This is a genomic window from Arsenicicoccus sp. UBA6765 (assembly GCF_002453335.1).
GTDB lineage: Bacteria > Actinomycetota > Actinomycetes > Actinomycetales > Dermatophilaceae > Arsenicicoccus > Arsenicicoccus bolidensis.
On sequence record NZ_DKGR01000017.1, the window covers coordinates 69243 to 87385 of the forward strand.

The 18143-nt window shown below is 70.4% G+C and carries 14 protein-coding genes; 5 read left to right on the forward strand and 9 right to left on the reverse strand.

The window, feature by feature from the left end; genetic code table 11:
• Nucleotides 1-56: 56 nt before the first annotated feature.
• The 4 genes from B4K29_RS03230 to B4K29_RS03245 form a co-directional block, all read right to left on the reverse strand.
• Nucleotides 57-1793 (reverse strand): ABC transporter substrate-binding protein, encoded by a 1737-nt coding sequence (locus tag B4K29_RS03230; RefSeq protein ID WP_286966364.1) that lies wholly within the window; start codon nt 1791-1793, stop codon nt 57-59.
• 82 nt (nt 1794-1875) lie between these two features.
• Nucleotides 1876-2883: an ABC transporter permease gene (locus B4K29_RS03235; protein ID WP_286966365.1), complete on the reverse strand. Its 1008-nt coding sequence runs from the start codon at nt 2881-2883 to the stop codon at nt 1876-1878.
• A gap of 244 nt (nt 2884-3127) precedes the next feature.
• Nucleotides 3128-5026 carry a translational GTPase TypA gene (gene typA / locus B4K29_RS03240; RefSeq protein ID WP_286957582.1) on the reverse strand — a complete coding sequence of 633 codons (1899 nt, stop codon included), beginning with the start codon at nt 5024-5026 and terminating at the stop codon, nt 3128-3130.
• An 89-nt stretch (nt 5027-5115) separates the two neighbouring features.
• On the reverse strand, nt 5116-5538 hold the full coding sequence (locus tag B4K29_RS03245) for a (deoxy)nucleoside triphosphate pyrophosphohydrolase (protein ID WP_286957583.1): 423 nt from the start codon (nt 5536-5538) through the stop codon (nt 5116-5118).
• Nucleotides 5539-5573: 35 nt separating this feature from the next.
• On the opposite strand from B4K29_RS03245, the gene B4K29_RS03250 reads away from it, so the two are divergent.
• Nucleotides 5574-5924: a 4a-hydroxytetrahydrobiopterin dehydratase gene (locus B4K29_RS03250; protein ID WP_286966366.1), complete on the forward strand. Its 351-nt coding sequence runs from the start codon at nt 5574-5576 to the stop codon at nt 5922-5924.
• A 60-nt stretch (nt 5925-5984) separates the two neighbouring features.
• On the opposite strand, the gene B4K29_RS03255 is transcribed toward B4K29_RS03250, so the two are convergent.
• Nucleotides 5985-7349, reverse strand: coding sequence for a CitMHS family transporter (locus B4K29_RS03255; protein ID WP_286966368.1), 1365 nt, complete (start codon nt 7347-7349; stop codon nt 5985-5987).
• 251 nt (nt 7350-7600) lie between these two features.
• Between B4K29_RS03255 and B4K29_RS03260 the strand changes: the two genes are divergently transcribed.
• The gene (locus tag B4K29_RS03260) at nt 7601-10036 is read left to right on the forward strand and encodes a sodium-translocating pyrophosphatase (RefSeq protein WP_286966370.1); all 2436 of its coding nucleotides are present in this window, start codon (nt 7601-7603) and stop codon (nt 10034-10036) included.
• A 113-nt stretch (nt 10037-10149) separates the two neighbouring features.
• A complete protein-coding gene (locus B4K29_RS03265; RefSeq protein ID WP_376786255.1) occupies nt 10150-11664 on the forward strand; it encodes a DHA2 family efflux MFS transporter permease subunit in 1515 nt (504 codons plus the stop codon).
• A gap of 101 nt (nt 11665-11765) precedes the next feature.
• Here the strand turns inward: B4K29_RS03265 and B4K29_RS03270 are convergent, their stop codons facing one another.
• Nucleotides 11766-12101 (reverse strand): hypothetical protein, encoded by a 336-nt coding sequence (locus B4K29_RS03270; protein WP_239265121.1) that lies wholly within the window; start codon nt 12099-12101, stop codon nt 11766-11768.
• A complete protein-coding gene (locus tag B4K29_RS03275; RefSeq protein WP_286966371.1) occupies nt 12056-13063 on the reverse strand; it encodes a hypothetical protein in 1008 nt (335 codons plus the stop codon). Before B4K29_RS03275 ends, B4K29_RS03270 begins: the two co-directional genes overlap by 46 nt.
• 125 nt (nt 13064-13188) lie before the next feature.
• Here B4K29_RS03275 and B4K29_RS03280 point away from each other — a divergent pair, with 125 nt between their 5' ends.
• A complete protein-coding gene (locus B4K29_RS03280; RefSeq protein ID WP_286966372.1) occupies nt 13189-14229 on the forward strand; it encodes an NAD(P)-dependent alcohol dehydrogenase in 1041 nt (346 codons plus the stop codon).
• 71 nt (nt 14230-14300) lie between these two features.
• Here the strand turns inward: B4K29_RS03280 and B4K29_RS03285 are convergent, their stop codons facing one another.
• Together B4K29_RS03285 and ilvD are read right to left on the reverse strand one after the other, a co-directional pair.
• Nucleotides 14301-14786: a GNAT family N-acetyltransferase gene (locus B4K29_RS03285; protein ID WP_239265113.1), complete on the reverse strand. Its 486-nt coding sequence runs from the start codon at nt 14784-14786 to the stop codon at nt 14301-14303.
• A gap of 268 nt (nt 14787-15054) precedes the next feature.
• Entirely contained in the window at nt 15055-16896 is a 1842-nt protein-coding gene (ilvD, locus tag B4K29_RS03290; RefSeq protein WP_019286209.1) for a dihydroxy-acid dehydratase, read from the reverse strand.
• 66 nt (nt 16897-16962) lie between these two features.
• On the opposite strand from ilvD, the gene B4K29_RS03295 reads away from it, so the two are divergent.
• A complete protein-coding gene (locus B4K29_RS03295; RefSeq protein ID WP_286957613.1) occupies nt 16963-18084 on the forward strand; it encodes a carcinine hydrolase/isopenicillin-N N-acyltransferase family protein in 1122 nt (373 codons plus the stop codon).
• Nucleotides 18085-18143: the final 59 nt, after the last annotated feature.

Here is an 18143-nt window from a genome sequence, read left to right on the forward strand (position 1 = left end):
GCCGGGGGCGGCCGGTCCGGGTGGGCCGGCCGCCCCCGACTCTCAGGCGGGGTCGGTCACTTGACGGCGATGCGCGCCAGGTCGGGGTAGCCGCCCATCTGGGAGTTGGTCTCGAAGCCCTTGACGCCCGAGCCACGCATGAACGTGAACTTCTGGTTGACCAGGGCCACGTAGCCGCCCTTCTTGCCGATCATCTCGTCGATCTCGCCCCATGCCTTCTCGCGGGCGGCCTCGTCCTGGATGCCGTAGGCCGCGTCGATCTTGGCGTTGACCTCCGGGTCGTTGAAGTAGCCGTAGTCCTGGCCCGAGCCGCCGGCCGAGATGTTGACGCGGCCGTCGAAGAGCGCCGGCAGCACCGTCGAGCCGGACGGCCAGTCGGCGCCCCAGCCCGCCCAGAAGACATCCTTGTCAGCCGCGCCGGGCGCCTGGATCGTCGCGTAGTACTTCTCCGCGATGGGCTGCAGCGTCACGTTGAAGCCGGCCTTGTCCCACGTCTCCTTCAGCGCGGTCAGCGCCTTGTCGGCGTTGCCGCGCTTGCGGTAGACGACGGTGATCGGCAGCGGCGACGGCTGGCCCGCCTCCGCCAGGAGCTTCTTGGCGCCCTCGACGTCACCGTTGGGCTGGTTGCCGAAGGGGTTGAAGTCCTTGAAGCACTTCAGCTCCTTGTTGCACATGGCGAAGGCGGGCGTCATGACCGTCGGACCGCCGTAGGCCGTGATGTAGGCGCTGCGGTTGGTGGCCATGGCGAAGGCCTGGCGCACCTTGGGGTTGGACATCGTCTTGGACTTGAAGTTCGGGGCGAGGTAGTCGACGTAGGGCGCCGGGCCGTTGACCGAGCGGGACTTGGCGGAGGGGTTGCCGGCGATCTGCGGCAGCGACGCGGCCTGGGCCTGCAGTGCCGAGATGGCGGTCTTGTCCTCGCCGGCGTCGGCGATCAGGCGCTGGTAGGTCGTGTCGACCGGGATGCCCTGGATGTCAACGATCTTGTCCGGGTAGGCCATGCGGACCTTGTCCGAGTCCGCGGACCAGTTGGGGTTGCGGACCCAGGTGCCACCCTTGTTGGGGTCGTAGGTCCCCTCGAGCATGTAGGGGCCGTTGGAGAAGGCCTGGTAGTCGGACTTGGCGCCCTGGTCCTTGTCCTTGCGGAACGGCGCGAAGGCCGCCAGCGCGGCGTTGTTCATGTTGAAGTCGGTCCACGGCTTCTTGAACTTGAAAGTGATGGTCTGGCCGTCGCAGGTCACGGCCTTGTCGAAGGCGGCCTGTCCCGCGGCGTCCGACTTGTAGGGGCCGGTGTAGGCCGGGACGTCGCCGTCCGGGGTCTTCTTGGTCGGGATGTCCAGGAAGGTCAGCGCGTAGTTGGGGCCACCCGTGATGACATCCTGGGCGAACGTGCGCGACACGCCGTACTTGACGTCGTCGCAGGTCACGGGCTTGCCGTCCTGCCACTTGGCGTTGTCGATGAGGGTGAACTTCCAGGTCTTGCCGGCGTCGGACATCTGGCCGGTGTCCGTCGCGAGGTCCGGCACCATCTTGGCGTCGTTGCCGGGGGTGTAGGTCGTCAGGGTGCGGGCGTAGGTGCGCGAGCCGAACAGGATGTCGGCGCCGACGTACATGCGCTGCGGGTCGAGGTGCTCCTTGGGACCGAGGTTGAGGACCGTCAGGGTCCCGCCCTTGGCGGCCGGGGCCTGGCTGGTCGACGTCGTCGTGCTGGCTCCGCCACCGCAGGCCGCGAGGCCCAGGGTCGCCGCGGTGCCGAGGGCGACGGCGAGCGAGCCCTTCGTCGTGCGCTTCATGACTTCTCCTTTGAAGGTGCCCACCGCGGGTGGGCGGTGATGGGTTGGTGCGATGAGGAACGGCCCGCCGGCAGCGGATCGGTCACTGCCGGTCGGCCTTGGGGTCGAGGGCGTCCCGCAGGCCGTCGCCGAGGATGTTGAAGGCGAAGACCATGAGGAACACGGCGAGTCCGGGGAACAGGAAGTAGGCGGGGTCCGGCAGCGCGTAGTTGATGGAGTCGTTGAGCAGCGTGCCGAGCGAGATGGTGGGCGGCGGGACACCGACGCCGAGGAAGCCGAGGGCGGCCTCCTGCGCGATGTTCTGCGGCAGGATCATGGTGGTGTAGACGAGGATGGGCGCCCACAGGTGCGGGAGCAGCTCCTTGGTGTAGAGCCGCCAGGGTCGGGCCCCCAGGGAGCGTGCGGCCTCCACGAACTCCCGCTCGCGCAGCGACATCACCTGACCGCGGACGATGCGGGCGAAGTAGGGCCAGCCGAAGAACCCGAGCACCGTGATGATGAAGAGCAGCTTGGGCGTGGAGGCCGTGTCGGCCAGGCCGATCAGGTCGGCGATCCAGGTGACCATGACCGTCTGCAGCGAGAGCAGCATCAGGGTCTGCGGGAAGGACAGCACGAGGTCGATGACCCGGCTGATGAGCCAGTCGGTGCGCCCGCCCGCGAAGCCGGATACCAGGCCCATGATCGTGCCGAGCACGATGGCCATGGCGGTGGCCGAGACAGCCACGAGCAGCGAGGTGGTCATCCCGGACAGGATCAGTGCCAGGAGGTCGCGGCCGGTGCCCGGCTGGACGCCCAGCCAGTGGTCACCGGTGACGCCGCCCATCGACCCGGACGGCATCGAGCCGAGCTCCTGCACGAGCTCCTCGTGGTTGCTCAGGTCCAGCACGCCGAGGGAGGTCAGGATGGGGGCCAGGATGCCGAGCAGGATGACCACGATCGAGCCGACGAGCGCGGCCATCGTGACGCGGTCGCGCCGCAGCCGGGCGAGCACGAGCTGCCACGGAGAGCGACCCTTGATGTCGTCGCCCTCCACGGGCGCGACGTCGACGGCGATCTCCGCCTGATCGGCATGGGTGGGAGAGGTCGACATCGACGGCGTGCCTTTCGGGAGCGGGCCTGCGCTCCCCCGGGTGAGCGACCGGGGCGCGCAGGTGCTCGTGACACTAGGGACAGCACCGGGCCCTGGACAGTCCCCGACGCCCACCGTGTCCCGATCGTGACCTGGGTCTCAGTGCCCTGTCCTCCGGTATGCCGGACAGCCGGTCACCCCCGCGTCGCGGGACGGTGACCGGCTGTCGGCATACGCGCTGCCCCCGAGGATCAGGGGCGGTGGATCACTGACCCTGCTCGCGCTTGGCCTCGGAGCGGGCGCGGGAGGCGGTGCGGGCGCGCTCGTTCGCGGGGAGCACGACCTTGCGGATGCGCACGTGCTGCGGGGTCACCTCGACGCACTCGTCCTCGCGGCAGAACTCCAGCGACTGCTCCAGGGAGAGCCGGCGCGGGGGCACGACCTTCTCGAAGTTGTCGGCGGAGGAGGCGCGCACGTTGGTGAGCTTCTTCTCCTTGGTGATGTTGACGTCCATGTCGTCGGCGCGGGAGTTCTCGCCGACGATCATGCCCTCGTAGACCTCGGTGGTCGGCTCGACGAACAGGGTGCCGCGCTCCTGCAGGTTGACCATGGCGTAGGACGTGACGGCCCCCGCGCGGTCGGACACGAGCGAGCCGGACTGACGGGTCGAGATGGTGCCGAACCACGGCTCGTAGTCCTCGAACACGTGGTGCGCGATGCCGGCGCCGCGCGTCTCGGTGAGGAACTCGGTGCGGAAGCCGATCAGGCCGCGCGAGGGCACCAGGAACTCCATGCGGACCCAGCCGGTGCCGTGGTTGGTCATCTGCTCCATGCGGCCCTTGCGGGCGGCCATGATCTGGGTGACCGCGCCGAGGAACTCGTCGGGGGTGTCGATGGTGAGGCGCTCGGTCGGCTCATGCAGCTTGCCGTCGACCTCGCGGGTGACCACCTGCGGCTTGCCGACGGTCAGCTCGAAGCCCTCGCGGCGCATCTGCTCGACGAGGATCGCCAGCGCGAGCTCGCCACGGCCCTGGACCTCCCAGGCGTCAGGACGCTCGGTCGGCAGGACGCGCAGCGACACGTTGCCGATGAGCTCGCGGTCGAGGCGGTCCTTGACCAGGCGGGCCGTGACCTTGGTGCCGCGCTCCTTGCCTACGAGCGGCGAGGTGTTGGTGCCGATGGTCATGGAGATCGCGGGCTCGTCGACCGTGATGATCGGCAGCGGGCGGGGGTCCTCGGGGTCGGCGATGGTGTCACCGATCATGATGTCCGCGATGCCCGCGATGGCGATGATGTCGCCGGGGCCGGCCTTGTCGGCGGGCTTGCGCTCCAGGCCCTCGGTGACCAGCAGCTCGGTGATCTTGACCTGCTTGGACGAGCCGTCGTGCTGGAACCACATGGCCTGCTGGCCCTTGCGGATCTCGCCGTTGAAGACGCGCAGCAGCGCGAGGCGGCCGAGGAAGTTGGACGAGTCGAGGTTGGTGACGTGCGCCTGCAGCGGGGCCTCGTCGTCGTAGACGGGCGCGGGGACGGTCTCCATGATCGTGCGGAACAGCGGCTCCAGGTCGGGGCTGTCGGGCAGGCCGCCGTCCGCAGGGCGCTCGGTCGAGGCGAGGCCGGACTTGGCCGACGCGTAGACGATCGGGAACTCGATCTGGTGCTCGTCGGCGTCCAGGTCCATGAACAGCTCGTAGACCTCGTCCACCACCTCCGCGATGCGGGAGTCGGGGCGGTCGACCTTGTTGATGCACAGGACGACCGGCAGCTTGGCCTGCAGCGCCTTGCGGAGCACGAAGCGGGTCTGGGGCAGCGGGCCCTCGGACGCGTCGACGAGCAGGACGACGCCGTCGACCATGGACAGGCCGCGCTCGACCTCGCCGCCGAAGTCGGCGTGCCCCGGGGTGTCGATGATGTTGATGGTGACGCCCTCGGGGAACTCCGAGGCGGAGGGGCCGTTGTAGTGGATCGCGGTGTTCTTGGCGAGGATCGTGATGCCCTTCTCGCGCTCCAGGTCGCCGCTGTCCATGGCCCGCTCGTCGACGTGGTCGTGCTCGCCGAAGGCACCCCCCTGCCAGAGCATCTTGTCGACAAGAGTCGTCTTGCCGTGGTCGACGTGAGCAACGATGGCGACGTTTCGGATGTCGCCGCGGGTCTTCTGAGCCATGCCTCCATTGTCTCAGCCCGCGGGACCTGCCGTGACCATGCGTGACGAACCCCCGTCCAGGTCTGTCCACGCGGATCCCGGGCGGGTCGTCAGGACGTCAGGAGGCGAGCCACCGCTTCGACGATCGGCAGGTCAGCGGGCAGCCACGGCACCTCGCCGAGGTCGTCCCGCCCGAGCCAGCGCAGCTCGTCGTGGTCCTCCAGCGCCCTCGGCTCGACCCCGCTCACCTGCGCGGTCCAGACGCGTATGGCGTACCGCTCGCTCAGCACCCACCGCCCGTCCGGGAGGGGACCGGTGACCTCCTCCCCCACGACCAGGTCGACGCCGAGCTCCTCGCGCAGCTCGCGGTGCAGCGCCTCCAGCTCGGTCTCGCCGGGGTCGACCTTGCCGCCGGGCAGCTCCCACCCGCCCGCCAGGTGGGAGGGCTCGGTGCGGCGGGCGCCCAGCAGCAGCCTCGGTCGTGACAGGTCGTCGAGGAGCGCGGCCCCGACGACGGCGATGGGTTCCGGCATACGGCCCATCCTCTCCCAGGGGCGATGATGTCGGCATGAGCCGACTGCTGGACGACGAGGAGATCACCCGCCAGCTGCGCGACCTGCCGGGGTGGGAGCGCGTGGACGGGCACCTGGTCGCGACCTACGAGTCCGGGTCCTTCCTCGAGGCCGTGCGGCTGGTCGAGTGGGTCGCCGACGAGGCCGAGCAGATGGACCACCACCCGTTCATCGACATCCGCAGGGCGCGCACGCGCTGGGAGCTGTGGACGCACTGGCGGGACGGCATCACGCAGCTGGACGTCGAGCTGGCGCACCGCATCCGCCAGCGCGCCGAGGCCACCCGGGCCACGACCGTCACGACAGCCCCAGCCCCAGCCCCCGCTCCCGCTCCACCAACATCGTGAGTGTTTGGTCCAACCTTCTTGGACGAAACACTCACGATCTCGGGGGCGGGGCGGCGGGGGTCAGATCGGCACGCCGCCGATGGTCACGGCGCACAGCAGGAACACCACGAACGTCCCGATGCTCCACTTGGCGGCCGTGCGCTGCCAGGTGCCCATGTCGACGCCGGTCAGGTGGAGCAGGAGGTAGATGAAGCCGACCAGCGGGGACAGCAGGTGGAAGGCCTGGCCGGTCGTCGAGGCCACGGCGATCTGCATCGGGGTGAAGCCGTAGCCCGCGCCGGTCTCGGCGAGGATCGGCAGGACGCCGAGGTAGAACGCGTCGTTGGACAGCAGGAACGTGCCGGGGATCGACGCGAACGCCGTGACCATGCCCCAGCGGTCGCCGAGCGAGGGCGGGACGACGTCGCCGATGGACTGGCCCATCGCCTCGGACATGCCGGTCCCGTTGAGGATGCCCATGAAGACGCCGGCGGCCAGCACCATCACGATGACGTGCATCGCGTTGGCGCCGTGGATCTCGATGATGTCGCGAGACTCGTTCAGCTTGCGGTAGTTCAGCAGCAGCGCGATCGCGAAGCCCACCTCGAAGATGATCGCCGAGGGGATGTCGGGGATGATCCACATCCCACCGAAGACCAGGGTCACCATCATGACCATCGTGAGGATGAAGTTCGGCCAGATCATGTGGGGCCGCTTGAGCTTCTCGCCCTCGTGCTCGAGCGCGTGCGCGGTCTCCTCGCTGTCGTTGGACGCCTCGATGAGGGAGTTCGCCGGCGACAGCGCCATGACCTCCTCGGCCGACAGGTCCACGATGCCGAGGCGCTTGCGCTCCGCACGACCGCGGATCACGGCGACGATCACGACCCAGACCGTGGCGATGAGCATGCCCGGCAGGAGCTTGCGCAGCAGCTCGCCCTCGTCGACCTTGAGCGCGGCGATGATGCGGGCCGTCGGACCGCCCCAGGGCAGGAGGTTCATGATCGAGTTGGCCATGATCACCAGGACGGCGAGGTCCATCATCTTCATGCCCAGCCGGCGATAGACGGGGATCATCGCCGAGCACACGATCATCGTCGTGGTCGACCCGTCGCCGTCGACCGAGACCACGGCTGCGAGGAGCGCCGTGCCCACCAGCACCCGGAGGGGGTCACCCTTGACGATCCGCAGGATCAGTCGCACGAGCGGGTCGAACAGCCCCGCGGTCAGCATCAGCCCGAAGTAGAGGATGGCGAACAGCAGCAGGAACACCGTGGGCGCCACGCCCTTGACGCCGGCGAGGCTGTGGTCGCCGATCTTGTCGCCGAACCCCGCGATCAGGGCGATCAGCACCGGGCTCAGCACCAGGGCGGTGAACGGGGTGGTGCGCTTGGTCATGATCAGCACCATGAAGATGGTGACGATCAGCAGACCCCAGATAGTCAGCATGGCGACTCCTCGGTGAGCGATCGCGTCGTGGTCGAGCGACCTAGCGAGGAGAGTAGCCACCCCGCGCCCGTCCCGCCCGTCGTGCCCAGCCGGGCCTTCCCTTGCGCCGTCAGGGGATTCGCAGCGGGGTCTCGGTAACCCCGACCCCCGTGCTCGGCCCCCGAACGCGCCCTCGTAGTGTCGTAGGTGCCACTAGACGGATTCGGTGACCAGCGACAGCTGAACGACGACGTTCTCGGATCGAGCCGATCATGCAGGTAGACACAGTCCTTGCGCCCCCACTCCGCGTCCCGGCCGCCGGCGAGGCCGACCTCCACCTCCCCGACCTCGGGTCGGTCGACTTCCTGGGTGGCATCAGCGGCCACTCGCTGCTCATGGGCGGCATCGTGGTGTGCCTGCTCGGCCTGGTGTTCGGCTTCGTGACCTACGGCCAGCTTCGGAGGCTCCCGGTGCACGAATCGATGCACCAGGTCTCCGAGCTCATCTACCGGACGTGCAAGGCCTATCTCGTCCAGCAGGGTCGCTTCCTGCTGATGCTGTGGGTCTTCATCGCCGCGGTGATCGTGGCCTACTTCGCCTTCCTCATGCACTACTCGGTGGGCCGGGTGCTCGTCGTCCTCGCCTTCAGCCTGGTCGGGATGGGCGGGTCGTATGCCGTGGCGTGGTTCGGCATCCGCGTCAACACCTTCGCCAACAGCCGCACGGCGTTCGCGGCCCTGCGGGGCAAGCCCTATCCCGTCTACGAGATCCCCATGAAGTCCGGCATGTCCATCGGCATGGCGCTGATCAGCGTCGAGCTGCTGATGATGCTCGTGATCATGCTCTTCGTGCCGGGATCGCTCGCGGGGGCGTGCTTCATCGGCTTCGCGATCGGCGAGTCCCTCGGCGCGAGCGCGCTGCGCATCGCGGGCGGCATCTTCACCAAGATCGCCGACATCGGCTCGGACCTGATGAAGATCGCGTTCAAGATCAAGGAGGACGACGCCCGCAACCCCGGCGTCATCGCCGACTGCACCGGGGACAACGCCGGCGACTCGGTCGGCCCGTCGGCCGACGGTTTCGAGACGTATGGCGTCACCGGGGTCGCCCTCATCACCTTCATCCTCCTGGCGGTCCCCGACCCCGCCACGCAGGTCAAGCTGCTCGTGTGGATCTTCGTCATCCGCGCCGTGATGGTCATCGCGTCCGGCCTGTCCTACGCCGGCAACCAGGTCATGGCGGGTCGCCGCTACGCGCACCGCGACCGGATGAACTTCGAGACGCCGCTGTCCGCGCTCGTGTGGCTCACGTCGGCCGTGTGCATCGCCCTGACCTACCTGACCTCCTGGGCGCTGATCGCCGACCTGGGCACCGGCCTGTGGTGGCAGCTGGCGACGATCGTGTCCTGCGGCACCCTGGCCGGTGCCCTCATCCCCGAGCTGGTCAAGGTCTTCACCTCCACCCACAGCCGGCACGTGCGGGAGGTCGTGACGAGCTCGCGCCAGGGCGGTGCCTCCCTCGACATCCTCTCCGGGCTCGTGGCGGGCAACTTCTCGGCATACTGGCTGGGCATCGCCATCGTCGGGCTCATGGGTGGCGCCTATCTGATCTCGACGATCGCCCTCGGTGCGCTGATGATCGCTCCCGCGGTGTTCGCGTTCGGGCTGGTCGCGTTCGGCTTCCTCGGGATGGGGCCGGTGACCATCGCGGTCGACTCGTACGGGCCGGTCACCGACAACGCCCAGAGCGTCTACGAGCTGTCCGTCATCGAGGACATCCCCGGCGTCGCCGAGCAGATCCGGGCCGAGCACGGCTTCGACGTGGAGTGGGAGCGCGCCAAGTACCTCCTCGAGGAGAACGACGGCGCGGGCAACACATTCAAGGCCACCGCCAAGCCCGTGCTGATCGGCACCGCCGTCGTCGGATCCACGACCATGATCTTCTCGATCATCATGGCGCTCACCGGTGGTCGCACCGAGGAGATGGTCAACCTCTCGCTGATGCACCCGCCGTTCCTGCTCGGCCTCATCACCGGCGGCGCGACGATCTACTGGTTCACCGGGGCGTCCATCCAGGCCGTCACCACCGGGGCCTACCGCGCGGTGGAGTTCATCAAGGACAACATCCACCTCGACGGGGCGACCAAGGCCAGCGACGAGGACTCCACCCGCGTCGTCGAGATCTGCACGCAGTACGCCCAGAAGGGCATGCTCAACATGTTCCTCGGCGTGTTCTTCTCCACCCTGGCGTTCGCGTTCGTCGAGCCGTTCTTCTTCATCGGCTACCTGATCTCGATCGCGTTGTTCGGGCTCTACCAGGCGATCTTCATGGCCGACGCCGGCGGCGCGTGGGACAACGCCAAGAAGGTCGTCGAGGTCGACCTGCACGCCAAGGGCACGGCCCTGCACGACGCGACGATCGTGGGCGACACGGTCGGCGACCCCTACAAGGACACCTCCTCGGTCGCGCTCAACCCGGTCATCAAGTTCACGACCCTGTTCGGCCTGCTGGCCGTCGAGCTGGCCGTGCAGCTCGCCGCGTCGTCGGGGACCGGGCTGACCCACTCGCTGGCCGCGGTGTTCTTCGTGATCTCGGCCTACTTCGTCTACCGCTCCTTCTACGGCATGCGCATCTCGGATGGGACGGGGACGGAGGACGAGCGGGCGGAGCCACCTGCCCGCGAGGGTGCCCGGCCCGCCGCGGTCTGAGCCGTATGCCGTGCGCCTGCCGCCTCCGGTGATCCGCGAGGCGGCGGGCGCGGACCGTCTCGGTGCCTCGCGCAGGGGCGGGGTGTGTCAGTGGCTCGTGAGACGCTGCGCGCGTGACGTCACCCGAGCAGGCTCCACCCACCGCGCGCCCCGCCGGCGGCGCCCCCACCGACGACTCGCGCACCGCGAGCCCGTGGCCGGCGCTGTGGGCCCTGTGCCTGGGGTTCTTCATGATCCTGGTCGACTCCACGATCGTGACCGTCGCGATGCCCGCGCTCATGACCGGGCTGCACGCCGACATCGGCGCGGCGGTGTGGGTGACCAGCGCCTACCTGCTCGCCTACGCCGTCCCCCTGCTCATCACCGGGCGTCTCGGCGACCGCTACGGACCCAAGCGCGTCTACCTCGTCGGGCTCACGATCTTCACCCTCGCGTCCCTGTGGTGCGGGCTGACCGGCACCATCACCGGACTCATCGTCGCCCGCGTGGTCCAGGGCCTCGGGGCCGCGCTCATGAGCCCGCAGACGATGTCGGTGATCACGCGCCTCTTCCCGCCGCAGTCGCGCGGGCAGGCCATGGGCCTGTGGGGCGCCGTCGCCGGGGTGGCGACGCTCGTCGGCCCGGTCCTCGGTGGCGTGCTCGTCGACACCCTCGGGTGGGAGTGGATCTTCTTCATCAACGTCCCGGTGGGCCTGCTCGCGATGGTGCTCGCCTGGCGGCTCGTCCCCACCCTCGACACCCACGCGCACCGGTTCGACTGGATCGGGGTCGTGCTGTCCGCGGTGGGTCTCTTCTGCATCGTCTTCGGCATCGAGGAGGGGCGCAGCTACGACTGGTCCACGATCACCGGGCCGATCACGGTGTGGCGTCTCATCGGGCTCGGCGTGCTCGTGATGCTCGCGTTCGTCGTCTGGCAGGCGCGTCAGCGCAGCGAGCCGCTCGTGCCGCTGCGCCTCTTCCGCGACCGCAACTTCTCGGTGGCCAACGTCGCCATCACCACCGTGGGCTTCGCCGTCACCTCGACGATGTTCCCCATCATGATCTGGGCGCAGAGCGTGCGGGGCCTCTCGCCGACCTACGCCGCCCTGCTCATGGCGCCGATGGCGGTCATCTCCGGTGGTCTGGCCCCGGTGGTGGGCCGGCTCGTGGCCCGTACGCACCCCCGAGTCCTGGCGGGGATCGGGCTGCTGTCCTACGCCGTGTCGCTCGTGTGGATGCGGGCCGTGCTGCGCGCCGACATGCCCCTGTGGGAGCTGCTCCTGCCCGTCGCCCTGCTCGGCGTCGCCAACGGCTTCATGTGGGCTCCCCTGTCCACCTCGGCGACCGCCAACCTCGACCGTCGCGAGGCGGGCGCCGGGTCCGGCGTCTACAACACCACCCGGCAGATCGGCTCGGTGCTCGGGTCGGCGGCCATCGCGCTGGCCATGGAGGACCGGCTGGCCGCGCACCTCCCCGGATCCTCGGGCGCCGCCCCCACCATGGGCGGCACGGGCGGCACCATGCCGCCGCAGGTGGCCGAGGCGTTCAGCGCCGCGATGGGTGACGCCCTGCTGGTCCCCGCCGCCGTGATCCTCGTCGGTGCCGTCGTCGTCATGGCCTTCGAGCGGCCCCGCCACCAGCACGCCTGACCCGCCGGCGCCTCAGATCGGTCGGTTCACCCCGCCGCCGCGCGCAACGCCGCACGCAACGGGTGGAGTCCACCACCGATGACGGTGGCCATCTCCACCCGCTAGGGCCGTGGCGGTGCGACTGGCCTGCTCTCCCTGGCCCCGGCCTTTCCGACTCCGGCCTTCCCGACTCCGGCGACCAGGCCCAGCAGCAGCCACAGCAGCGTGGCGATCCCGGTCGTGTTCGCCGGGTGGTCGACCAACGACATCACCGCGAACCCCGCGAGACCGGCACCGGCCACCCGCGCCACCGTCGAGCCGGAGCGCACGCCGCGCCGGACCAACCACACCGCTCCGAGCGTGAGCGCGACCACCGCGGCCCCCGCCAGCCAGCCACCCTCGAGCGTCCAGCTCAGCCACAGGTCGTGGGCGTGCCGGAACCTCTCCGGACCCGGCACCTGCTGGTCGATGACCGCGCCCGACCGGCCGGGCCCGACGCCAGGGGGTGTCCGGCCACGACGCGCAGCGCCGCGCCCCACACGTCCCGCCGCACCCCCAGGCTGCCGCCGACCACCAGCACCCCGCCGATCACGACCGCGGCAGCGACGGCGGTGGAGACCCGGCGCGACCAGCCGGGCCGCAGCACCACCAGGACGGTCGCTCCGACCACGGCCGCAGCCACGCCCGCCCGGGACCACGTCAGCAGCACGGCGACGTAGCCGAGTACCACGACCGCGTGCCCCACGAGACGGGCCGACGACGTCGGGAGGCTCGTCGCCCCGGCCCAGGCGACGGGCAGGAGCAGGACGAGGGCTGCGGCGAGCACGTTCGGGTTGCCGAAGGTCCCGGTCACGCGGACCATCGCGTCCGGGTCGCTGCACAGCTCGCGCCCGGCGGCCAGGCCTGCGCGGCAGAAGCCGGTGGGCACGTCGTCCGCCCACTGGTGCAGCGCCGCGAGCCCGGTGACCGCGCACGCCACGAGGGCCGATCCGGTGACGAGGGTCCACGACGACGGGTGCCGCCGCATCAGGCCCACCGCGAGGTAGCAGGTCATGACGCCGGTGAGCAGCGCCCGCCATACCGGCCATCCCTGACCGCTGGCGACCACGGACGCGGCCGACGCCGCGACCAGGAGCACGATCGGCAGGTCGAGCCAGGTCGCCCACTCCCGCGGCGACGGGGCTGCGACGAGGCCCGCGGCGAGCCCCACCAGGAGGACCAGCCGGTCGGGGGTGAGGACCCAGACCACCGGCGCGTCGGGCAGGATGCCGACCACCGCGTGGAGCACCACCACCAGGAGGGCCAGCCCCATCACCGACCTCGTCAGGACCTGGCGCCGAGCTCGGAGGTCCCGCCTGGCGGACGGCGCGGTGACGCCGGAGCTCCGGGAGGCGGACGTCGCGACGGGGGTGGTCGTCATACGACTGGTGTCTCACACCGGGGTGACGGGGCGGGCACGACGACGTGAACACTGCGTGGGACGCGCAGGTCTCGCTCAGCAGACTGGACGAGATCGGCTCAACCACGCGGATTGTCGTGGAGCGCATGATGGACGTTGCTGCCTACGCGGCCCCCTCTGCGGGAGCCCCCCTCGAGAAGTCCACGATCACCCGCCGCGACGTCGGAGAGCACGACGTGCTCATCGACATCGAGTTCGCCGGCATCTGCCACTCCGACATCCACACCGTCCGCGACGAGTGGGGTGCCCAGCAGTACCCCCTCGCCCCCGGCCACGAGATCGTCGGCCGCGTCACCGAGGTCGGCTCGGACGTCAGCCGCCACCAGGTCGGCGACCTGGTCGGCGTCGGCTGCATGGTCAACGCCTGCCAGGAGTGCGCGGCGTGCGAGGAGGGCCTCGAGCAGTACTGCCTGCAGGGCAACATCGGCACCTACGGCGCCGTCGACAAGGACGGCACGATCACCCAGGGCGGCTACTCCACCCACGTGGTCGTCGACGAGAAGTTCGTCGTCCGCGTCCCGGAGTCCCTCGACGAGGCCGCCGTCACGCCGCTGCTGTGCGCGGGCATCACGCTCTACTCCCCCCTGCGCCACTGGGGCGTCACCGAGGGGACCAAGGTCGCCATCATCGGCATGGGCGGCCTCGGGCACGTCGGCGTCAAGATCGCGAGCGCGATGGGCGCCGAGGTCACCGTCCTGTCCCACTCGGACAAGAAGCGCGAGGACGCCGCGACGTTCGGCGCCCAGCACTACGTCAACACCACCGACGAGGACGAGATGAAGGCCCTCGCGGGCACGTTCGACCTCATCATCAACACCGTGTCGGTCAACCTGCCCATGGCGGACTACCTCGCGCTGCTGCGCTACGACGGCACCCTCGTCGAGCTCGGCGCCCCGTCCAAGCCGCTCGAGGTGCCGGCGTTCGCGCTGATCCCCGCCCGCAAGTCGCTGGCCGGGTCCTGCATCGGTGGCATCGCCGAGACCCAGGAGATGCTCGACTTCTGCGCGGAGCACGACATCACCGCCGAGATCGAGCTGATCGACGCCGACCGGATCAACGAGGCCTACGACCGTGTCGTCGCCAGCGACGTGCGCTACCGCTTCGTGATCGACGCCAAGACCTTCTGAGGTCTTGCTCCACCCGAGTGGCCAGGCATCCGAGGGTGCCTGGCCACTCGGCGGATGGGGGCGCCTTGCGGTCAGACGAGCTGACGGCCCAGGTGCCGGAACGGCCCGTCCGCCTCGAACCCCGCCCGCTCGTAGACCCGACGCCCCGACTCCGTCGAGTGCAGCTCGATCCGACCCGCGCCCTGCTCCCGGGCCCACGCCATCGCGTGGTCGAGCAGCGCGGTGCCGATGCCCCGGCCGCGGTGGGGGACGTCGGTGCTCATGTCCGAGAGGTATGCCGACAAGCCCCGCCCGCGGGGACCGGGCAGGTGCTGCTCCACCGCGACGCTGACGCACCCGGCGAGTGAGCCACCCTCTCCCGCAAGGGGATCCACGTCCACGACGAAGCAGGCGTAGGTGTCGCGCGCGAGCAGCACAGCCGCCGCCTCGGCGCATCGCCGGCGCCAGTCCTCGTCCTCGGAGACCGCGACCGGCCAGGGCCAGCCCGTCTCCATCAGGAGCGCCTTGAGGCGCACGATCTCGGGGATGTCAGCTGGGGTGGCACGGCGCACGATCACGGACGCCGAGCCTAGTCGCCCAGTCGCCGCCACCAGCACCCGCACCTCGCGACCCGCGCACCCTCCACCTCGCGCCTGCTCCCCGGCAAGCGACAGGAAGTGACCTGACGGGGCGAGAGACGCCGCGTAACCGCCGCTTTGATCGTTCAGCCTGACCCGACGGGTCACTTCCGGTCGGCGGGTGGGGGCCAGGCCCCCACCGTCTCGAGCTGACCGCTCGCCCGCCTCCGGGCCCGATCGTCCCTCGCTAGGGTCTTCGGTGCAGCGGTCAGTCGAACTTGCGGGCGGCGCCCTTGTCGGCGCTCTGTGCGAACCGCGCAAAGATCTTGAGCGCCGTCGAGACCTGGCGGTCCCGGTCGCGGGGCTCCCAGCCGAGGTCGTCCTGCTCGGCCCGGCGGCGCTCGAGCTCCTCGTCGGGGACGAGAAGGTTGACGCGGCGCTGCGGGATGTCGAACTCGATCACGTCACCGTCGCGCACCAGCCCGATCGGGCCGCCGGACGCGGCCTCCGGCGACACGTGGCCGACCGAGAGGCCGGACGAGCCGCCGCTGAACCGGCCGTCGGTGATCAGGGCGCACTTGGGCCCGAGGCCGACGCCCTTGAGATAGCTCGTGGGATAGAGCATCTCCTGCATGCCCGGCCCGCCCTTGGGCCCCTCGTAGCGCACGACCACGACGTCGCCGCCCTGGATCTCGCCGTTGAGGATCTTGGAGACGGCCTCCTCCTGGGACTCGGCGACCCGCGCCGGGCCGGAGAAGGACCACTGGTGCTCGGGCACGCCCGCCGTCTTGACGATGCAGCCGTCGGGGGCGAGGTTGCCGCGCAGCACCGCGAGGCCGCCCTCGGTGGTGTAGGCGTGCTCGACCGAGCGGATGCAGCCGTTCTCGGGGTCGGTGTCCAGCGTGGCCCACCGGTTGGAGGACGAGAACGCCTCGGTGGTGCGCACCCCGCCCGGGGCGGCGTGGAAGAGCTCGATCGCCTCGGGCTTGGCGGCGCCGCTGCGGATGTCCCAGTCCTGCAGCCACTGGTGCATCGAGGGCGAGTGGACGCACCGGACGTCGTCGTCGAGCATGCCGCCGCGGTGCAGCTCGCCGAGGATCGCGGCGATGCCGCCGGCGCGGTGCACGTCCTCCATGTAGAACTGGTTCGAGTTGGGAGCGACCTTGACCAGGCAGGGCGTCACGCGGGACAGGGCGTCGATGTCGTCCTGGTCGAAGTCGACACCGGCCTCCTGCGCCGCCGCGAGCAGGTGCAGGATCGTGTTGGTCGAGCCACCCATGGCGATGTCGAGGCGCATGGCGTTGGCGAAGGCGGGTTTGGTGGCGATCGACAGTGGCAGGACCGAGTCGTCGTCCTCGCCATACCACCGCCGGCACAGCTCGACGACGAGGTGACCGGCCCGCTCGAAGAGCGAGCGGCGCGCGCTCGCCGTGGCGAGCGTCGAGCCGTTGCCGGGCAGGGACAGGCCGAGCGCCTCGGTGAGGCAGTTCATCGAGTTGGCGGTGAACATGCCCGAGCAGGAGCCGCACGTGGGGCAGGCGTTCTGCTCGATGGTGGTGATGTCCTCGTCGCTGACCGAGTCGTCGACCGACTTGATCATCGCGTCGATGAGGTCGAGGCGGGTCTGGGCGGTCCCGTCGGGCCCGATGACGGCCTTGCCGGCCTCCATCGGCCCACCGCTGACGAAGACCGTGGGGATGTTGAGCCGCAGCGCCGCGAGCAGCATGCCGGGCGTGATCTTGTCGCAGTTGGAGATGCACACGAGCGCGTCGGCCTGGTGCGCGTTGACCATGAACTCCACCGAGTCGGCGATGACCTCACGGCTCGGCAGGGAATAGAGCATCCCCGAGTGCCCCATCGCGATGCCGTCGTCGACGGCGATGGTGTCGAACTCGCGGCCCACTCCCCCGGCCTCGGCGACGGCGCCCGCCACGAGCTGGCCCATGTCCTTGAGGTGGACGTGGCCCGGGACGAACTGCGTGAACGAGTTGGCGATCGCCACGATCGGCTTGCCGAAGTCGCCCTCGGTCATGCCCGTCGCGCGCCACAGGGCGCGCGCCCCGGCCATGTTGCGTCCGTGGGTGGTGGTGCGTGAGCGCAGTGCAGGCATGTCTCCAGACTAGACAGCCAGTCCGTATGACGGGCTCCCGTCTCACGTCGGGTCTAGCCTGGGGGCGTGGACGTCACGCGCCGGACGGTGCTCGGCGCCGGCCTCGCCGCGGTGGCCGCGGGAGTGGCCGGCTGCGCAGCCTCGTCCGCCTCCGGCACGGTGATCCACCCCGAGCACCCGCCGACCTCCCCCACGCCGACCGGCTCCACGTCGGCCGCGACGGCAGGAGCCCCTCCGACCACCGCGGGCCCGTCCGCCGCCCGACCGCTGCGTCTCGTGCAGACGCCGGCCCAGGAGCGAGCCACCCTCGCCTCGTGGCGGTCCACCGGCGACCCGGTCCTGCACGAGCTGCGGTGGTCCGGCGCCGTGGCGGAGGTGGACGCGCCGGCCGCCGCATCTCGCGCGAGCACGCGAACGCCATACGGCTGCACGCTGTTCGTCGCCGCTGGCGACCCGGGGCGCGTGATGGTGGGCCGCAACTTCGACTGGGACCCGAATCCCGCGGCCGTCGTGCGGTCGCGCACCGACCGAGGGCCGCGGACGATCGGGATGTGCGACCTGTCCTTCGTCGAGCTGCCGACCGCCGAGCTCCCCCGGATCGGAGAGGTGGCCGTGCGGCGTCGGCTGCTGCGGGCGCACGGGCGGGTCGTGGACGGCATGAACCAGCACGGGCTGTTCATCGGCCTGGCAGCCGACCTGGAGGCGCGGTCCGTCGCGCGGCCCGGGACGATCGTGGTCGGCGGGGTCGGCATCGTCCGACTCGTGCTCGACCACGCCAAGGACGTGCGCGGCGCCCTCGCCATGTTCGAGCGCCAGTCGCTGGAGTTCGCCGGCGGGCCGGGGCTGCACTACCTGGTGGCCGACCGCTCCGGGGCCTCCGCGACGATCGAGCTGGTCGACGGGCGGCTGTCGGTGCGCGAGCGCGCCGCGGCCACCCCGTGGCAGTGCCTCGAGAACTTCCAGCTGGCCACGACGCCACCGGCCGCGCGCGACGAGCACCCCCGCTACACCCGCTGCCGCGAGCAGCTGACCGCCTCGCAGGGCCGCATCGACGCCGACGGCGCGCTCCGGCTGCTGGACGACGTGCGCCAGGCCGACACGCAGTGGTCAGCGGCCTACGACCTCACGGCCGGGACCGTCGTCGTGCGCCGCCTGGCGGGGCGGCAGCTCCACCGCTACTCGGTGTGAGCCGAGGGGATGCCCGAATCAGCGTGGCGACCACCCGACGACCGGTCAACGCCGAAGAA

Bases quoted from the DNA above. Each gene is read 5' to 3' on its own strand.
- B4K29_RS03230 (WP_286966364.1), bottom strand. From the start codon at position 1,793: ATGAAGCGCACGACGAAGGGCTCGCTCGCCGTCGCCCTCGGCACCGCG.
- B4K29_RS03235 (WP_286966365.1), bottom strand. From the start codon at position 2,883: ATGTCGACCTCTCCCACCCATGCCGATCAGGCGGAGATCGCCGTCGAC.
- typA (WP_286957582.1), bottom strand. From the start codon at position 5,026: ATGGCTCAGAAGACCCGCGGCGACATCCGAAACGTCGCCATCGTTGCT.
- B4K29_RS03245 (WP_286957583.1), bottom strand. From the start codon at position 5,538: ATGCCGGAACCCATCGCCGTCGTCGGGGCCGCGCTCCTCGACGACCTG.
- B4K29_RS03250 (WP_286966366.1), top strand. From the start codon at position 5,574: ATGAGCCGACTGCTGGACGACGAGGAGATCACCCGCCAGCTGCGCGAC.
- B4K29_RS03255 (WP_286966368.1), bottom strand. From the start codon at position 7,349: ATGCTGACTATCTGGGGTCTGCTGATCGTCACCATCTTCATGGTGCTG.
- B4K29_RS03260 (WP_286966370.1), top strand. From the start codon at position 7,601: ATGCAGGTAGACACAGTCCTTGCGCCCCCACTCCGCGTCCCGGCCGCC.
- B4K29_RS03275 (WP_286966371.1), bottom strand. From the start codon at position 13,063: ATGACGACCACCCCCGTCGCGACGTCCGCCTCCCGGAGCTCCGGCGTC.
- B4K29_RS03280 (WP_286966372.1), top strand. From the start codon at position 13,189: ATGATGGACGTTGCTGCCTACGCGGCCCCCTCTGCGGGAGCCCCCCTC.
- ilvD (WP_019286209.1), bottom strand. From the start codon at position 16,896: ATGCCTGCACTGCGCTCACGCACCACCACCCACGGACGCAACATGGCC.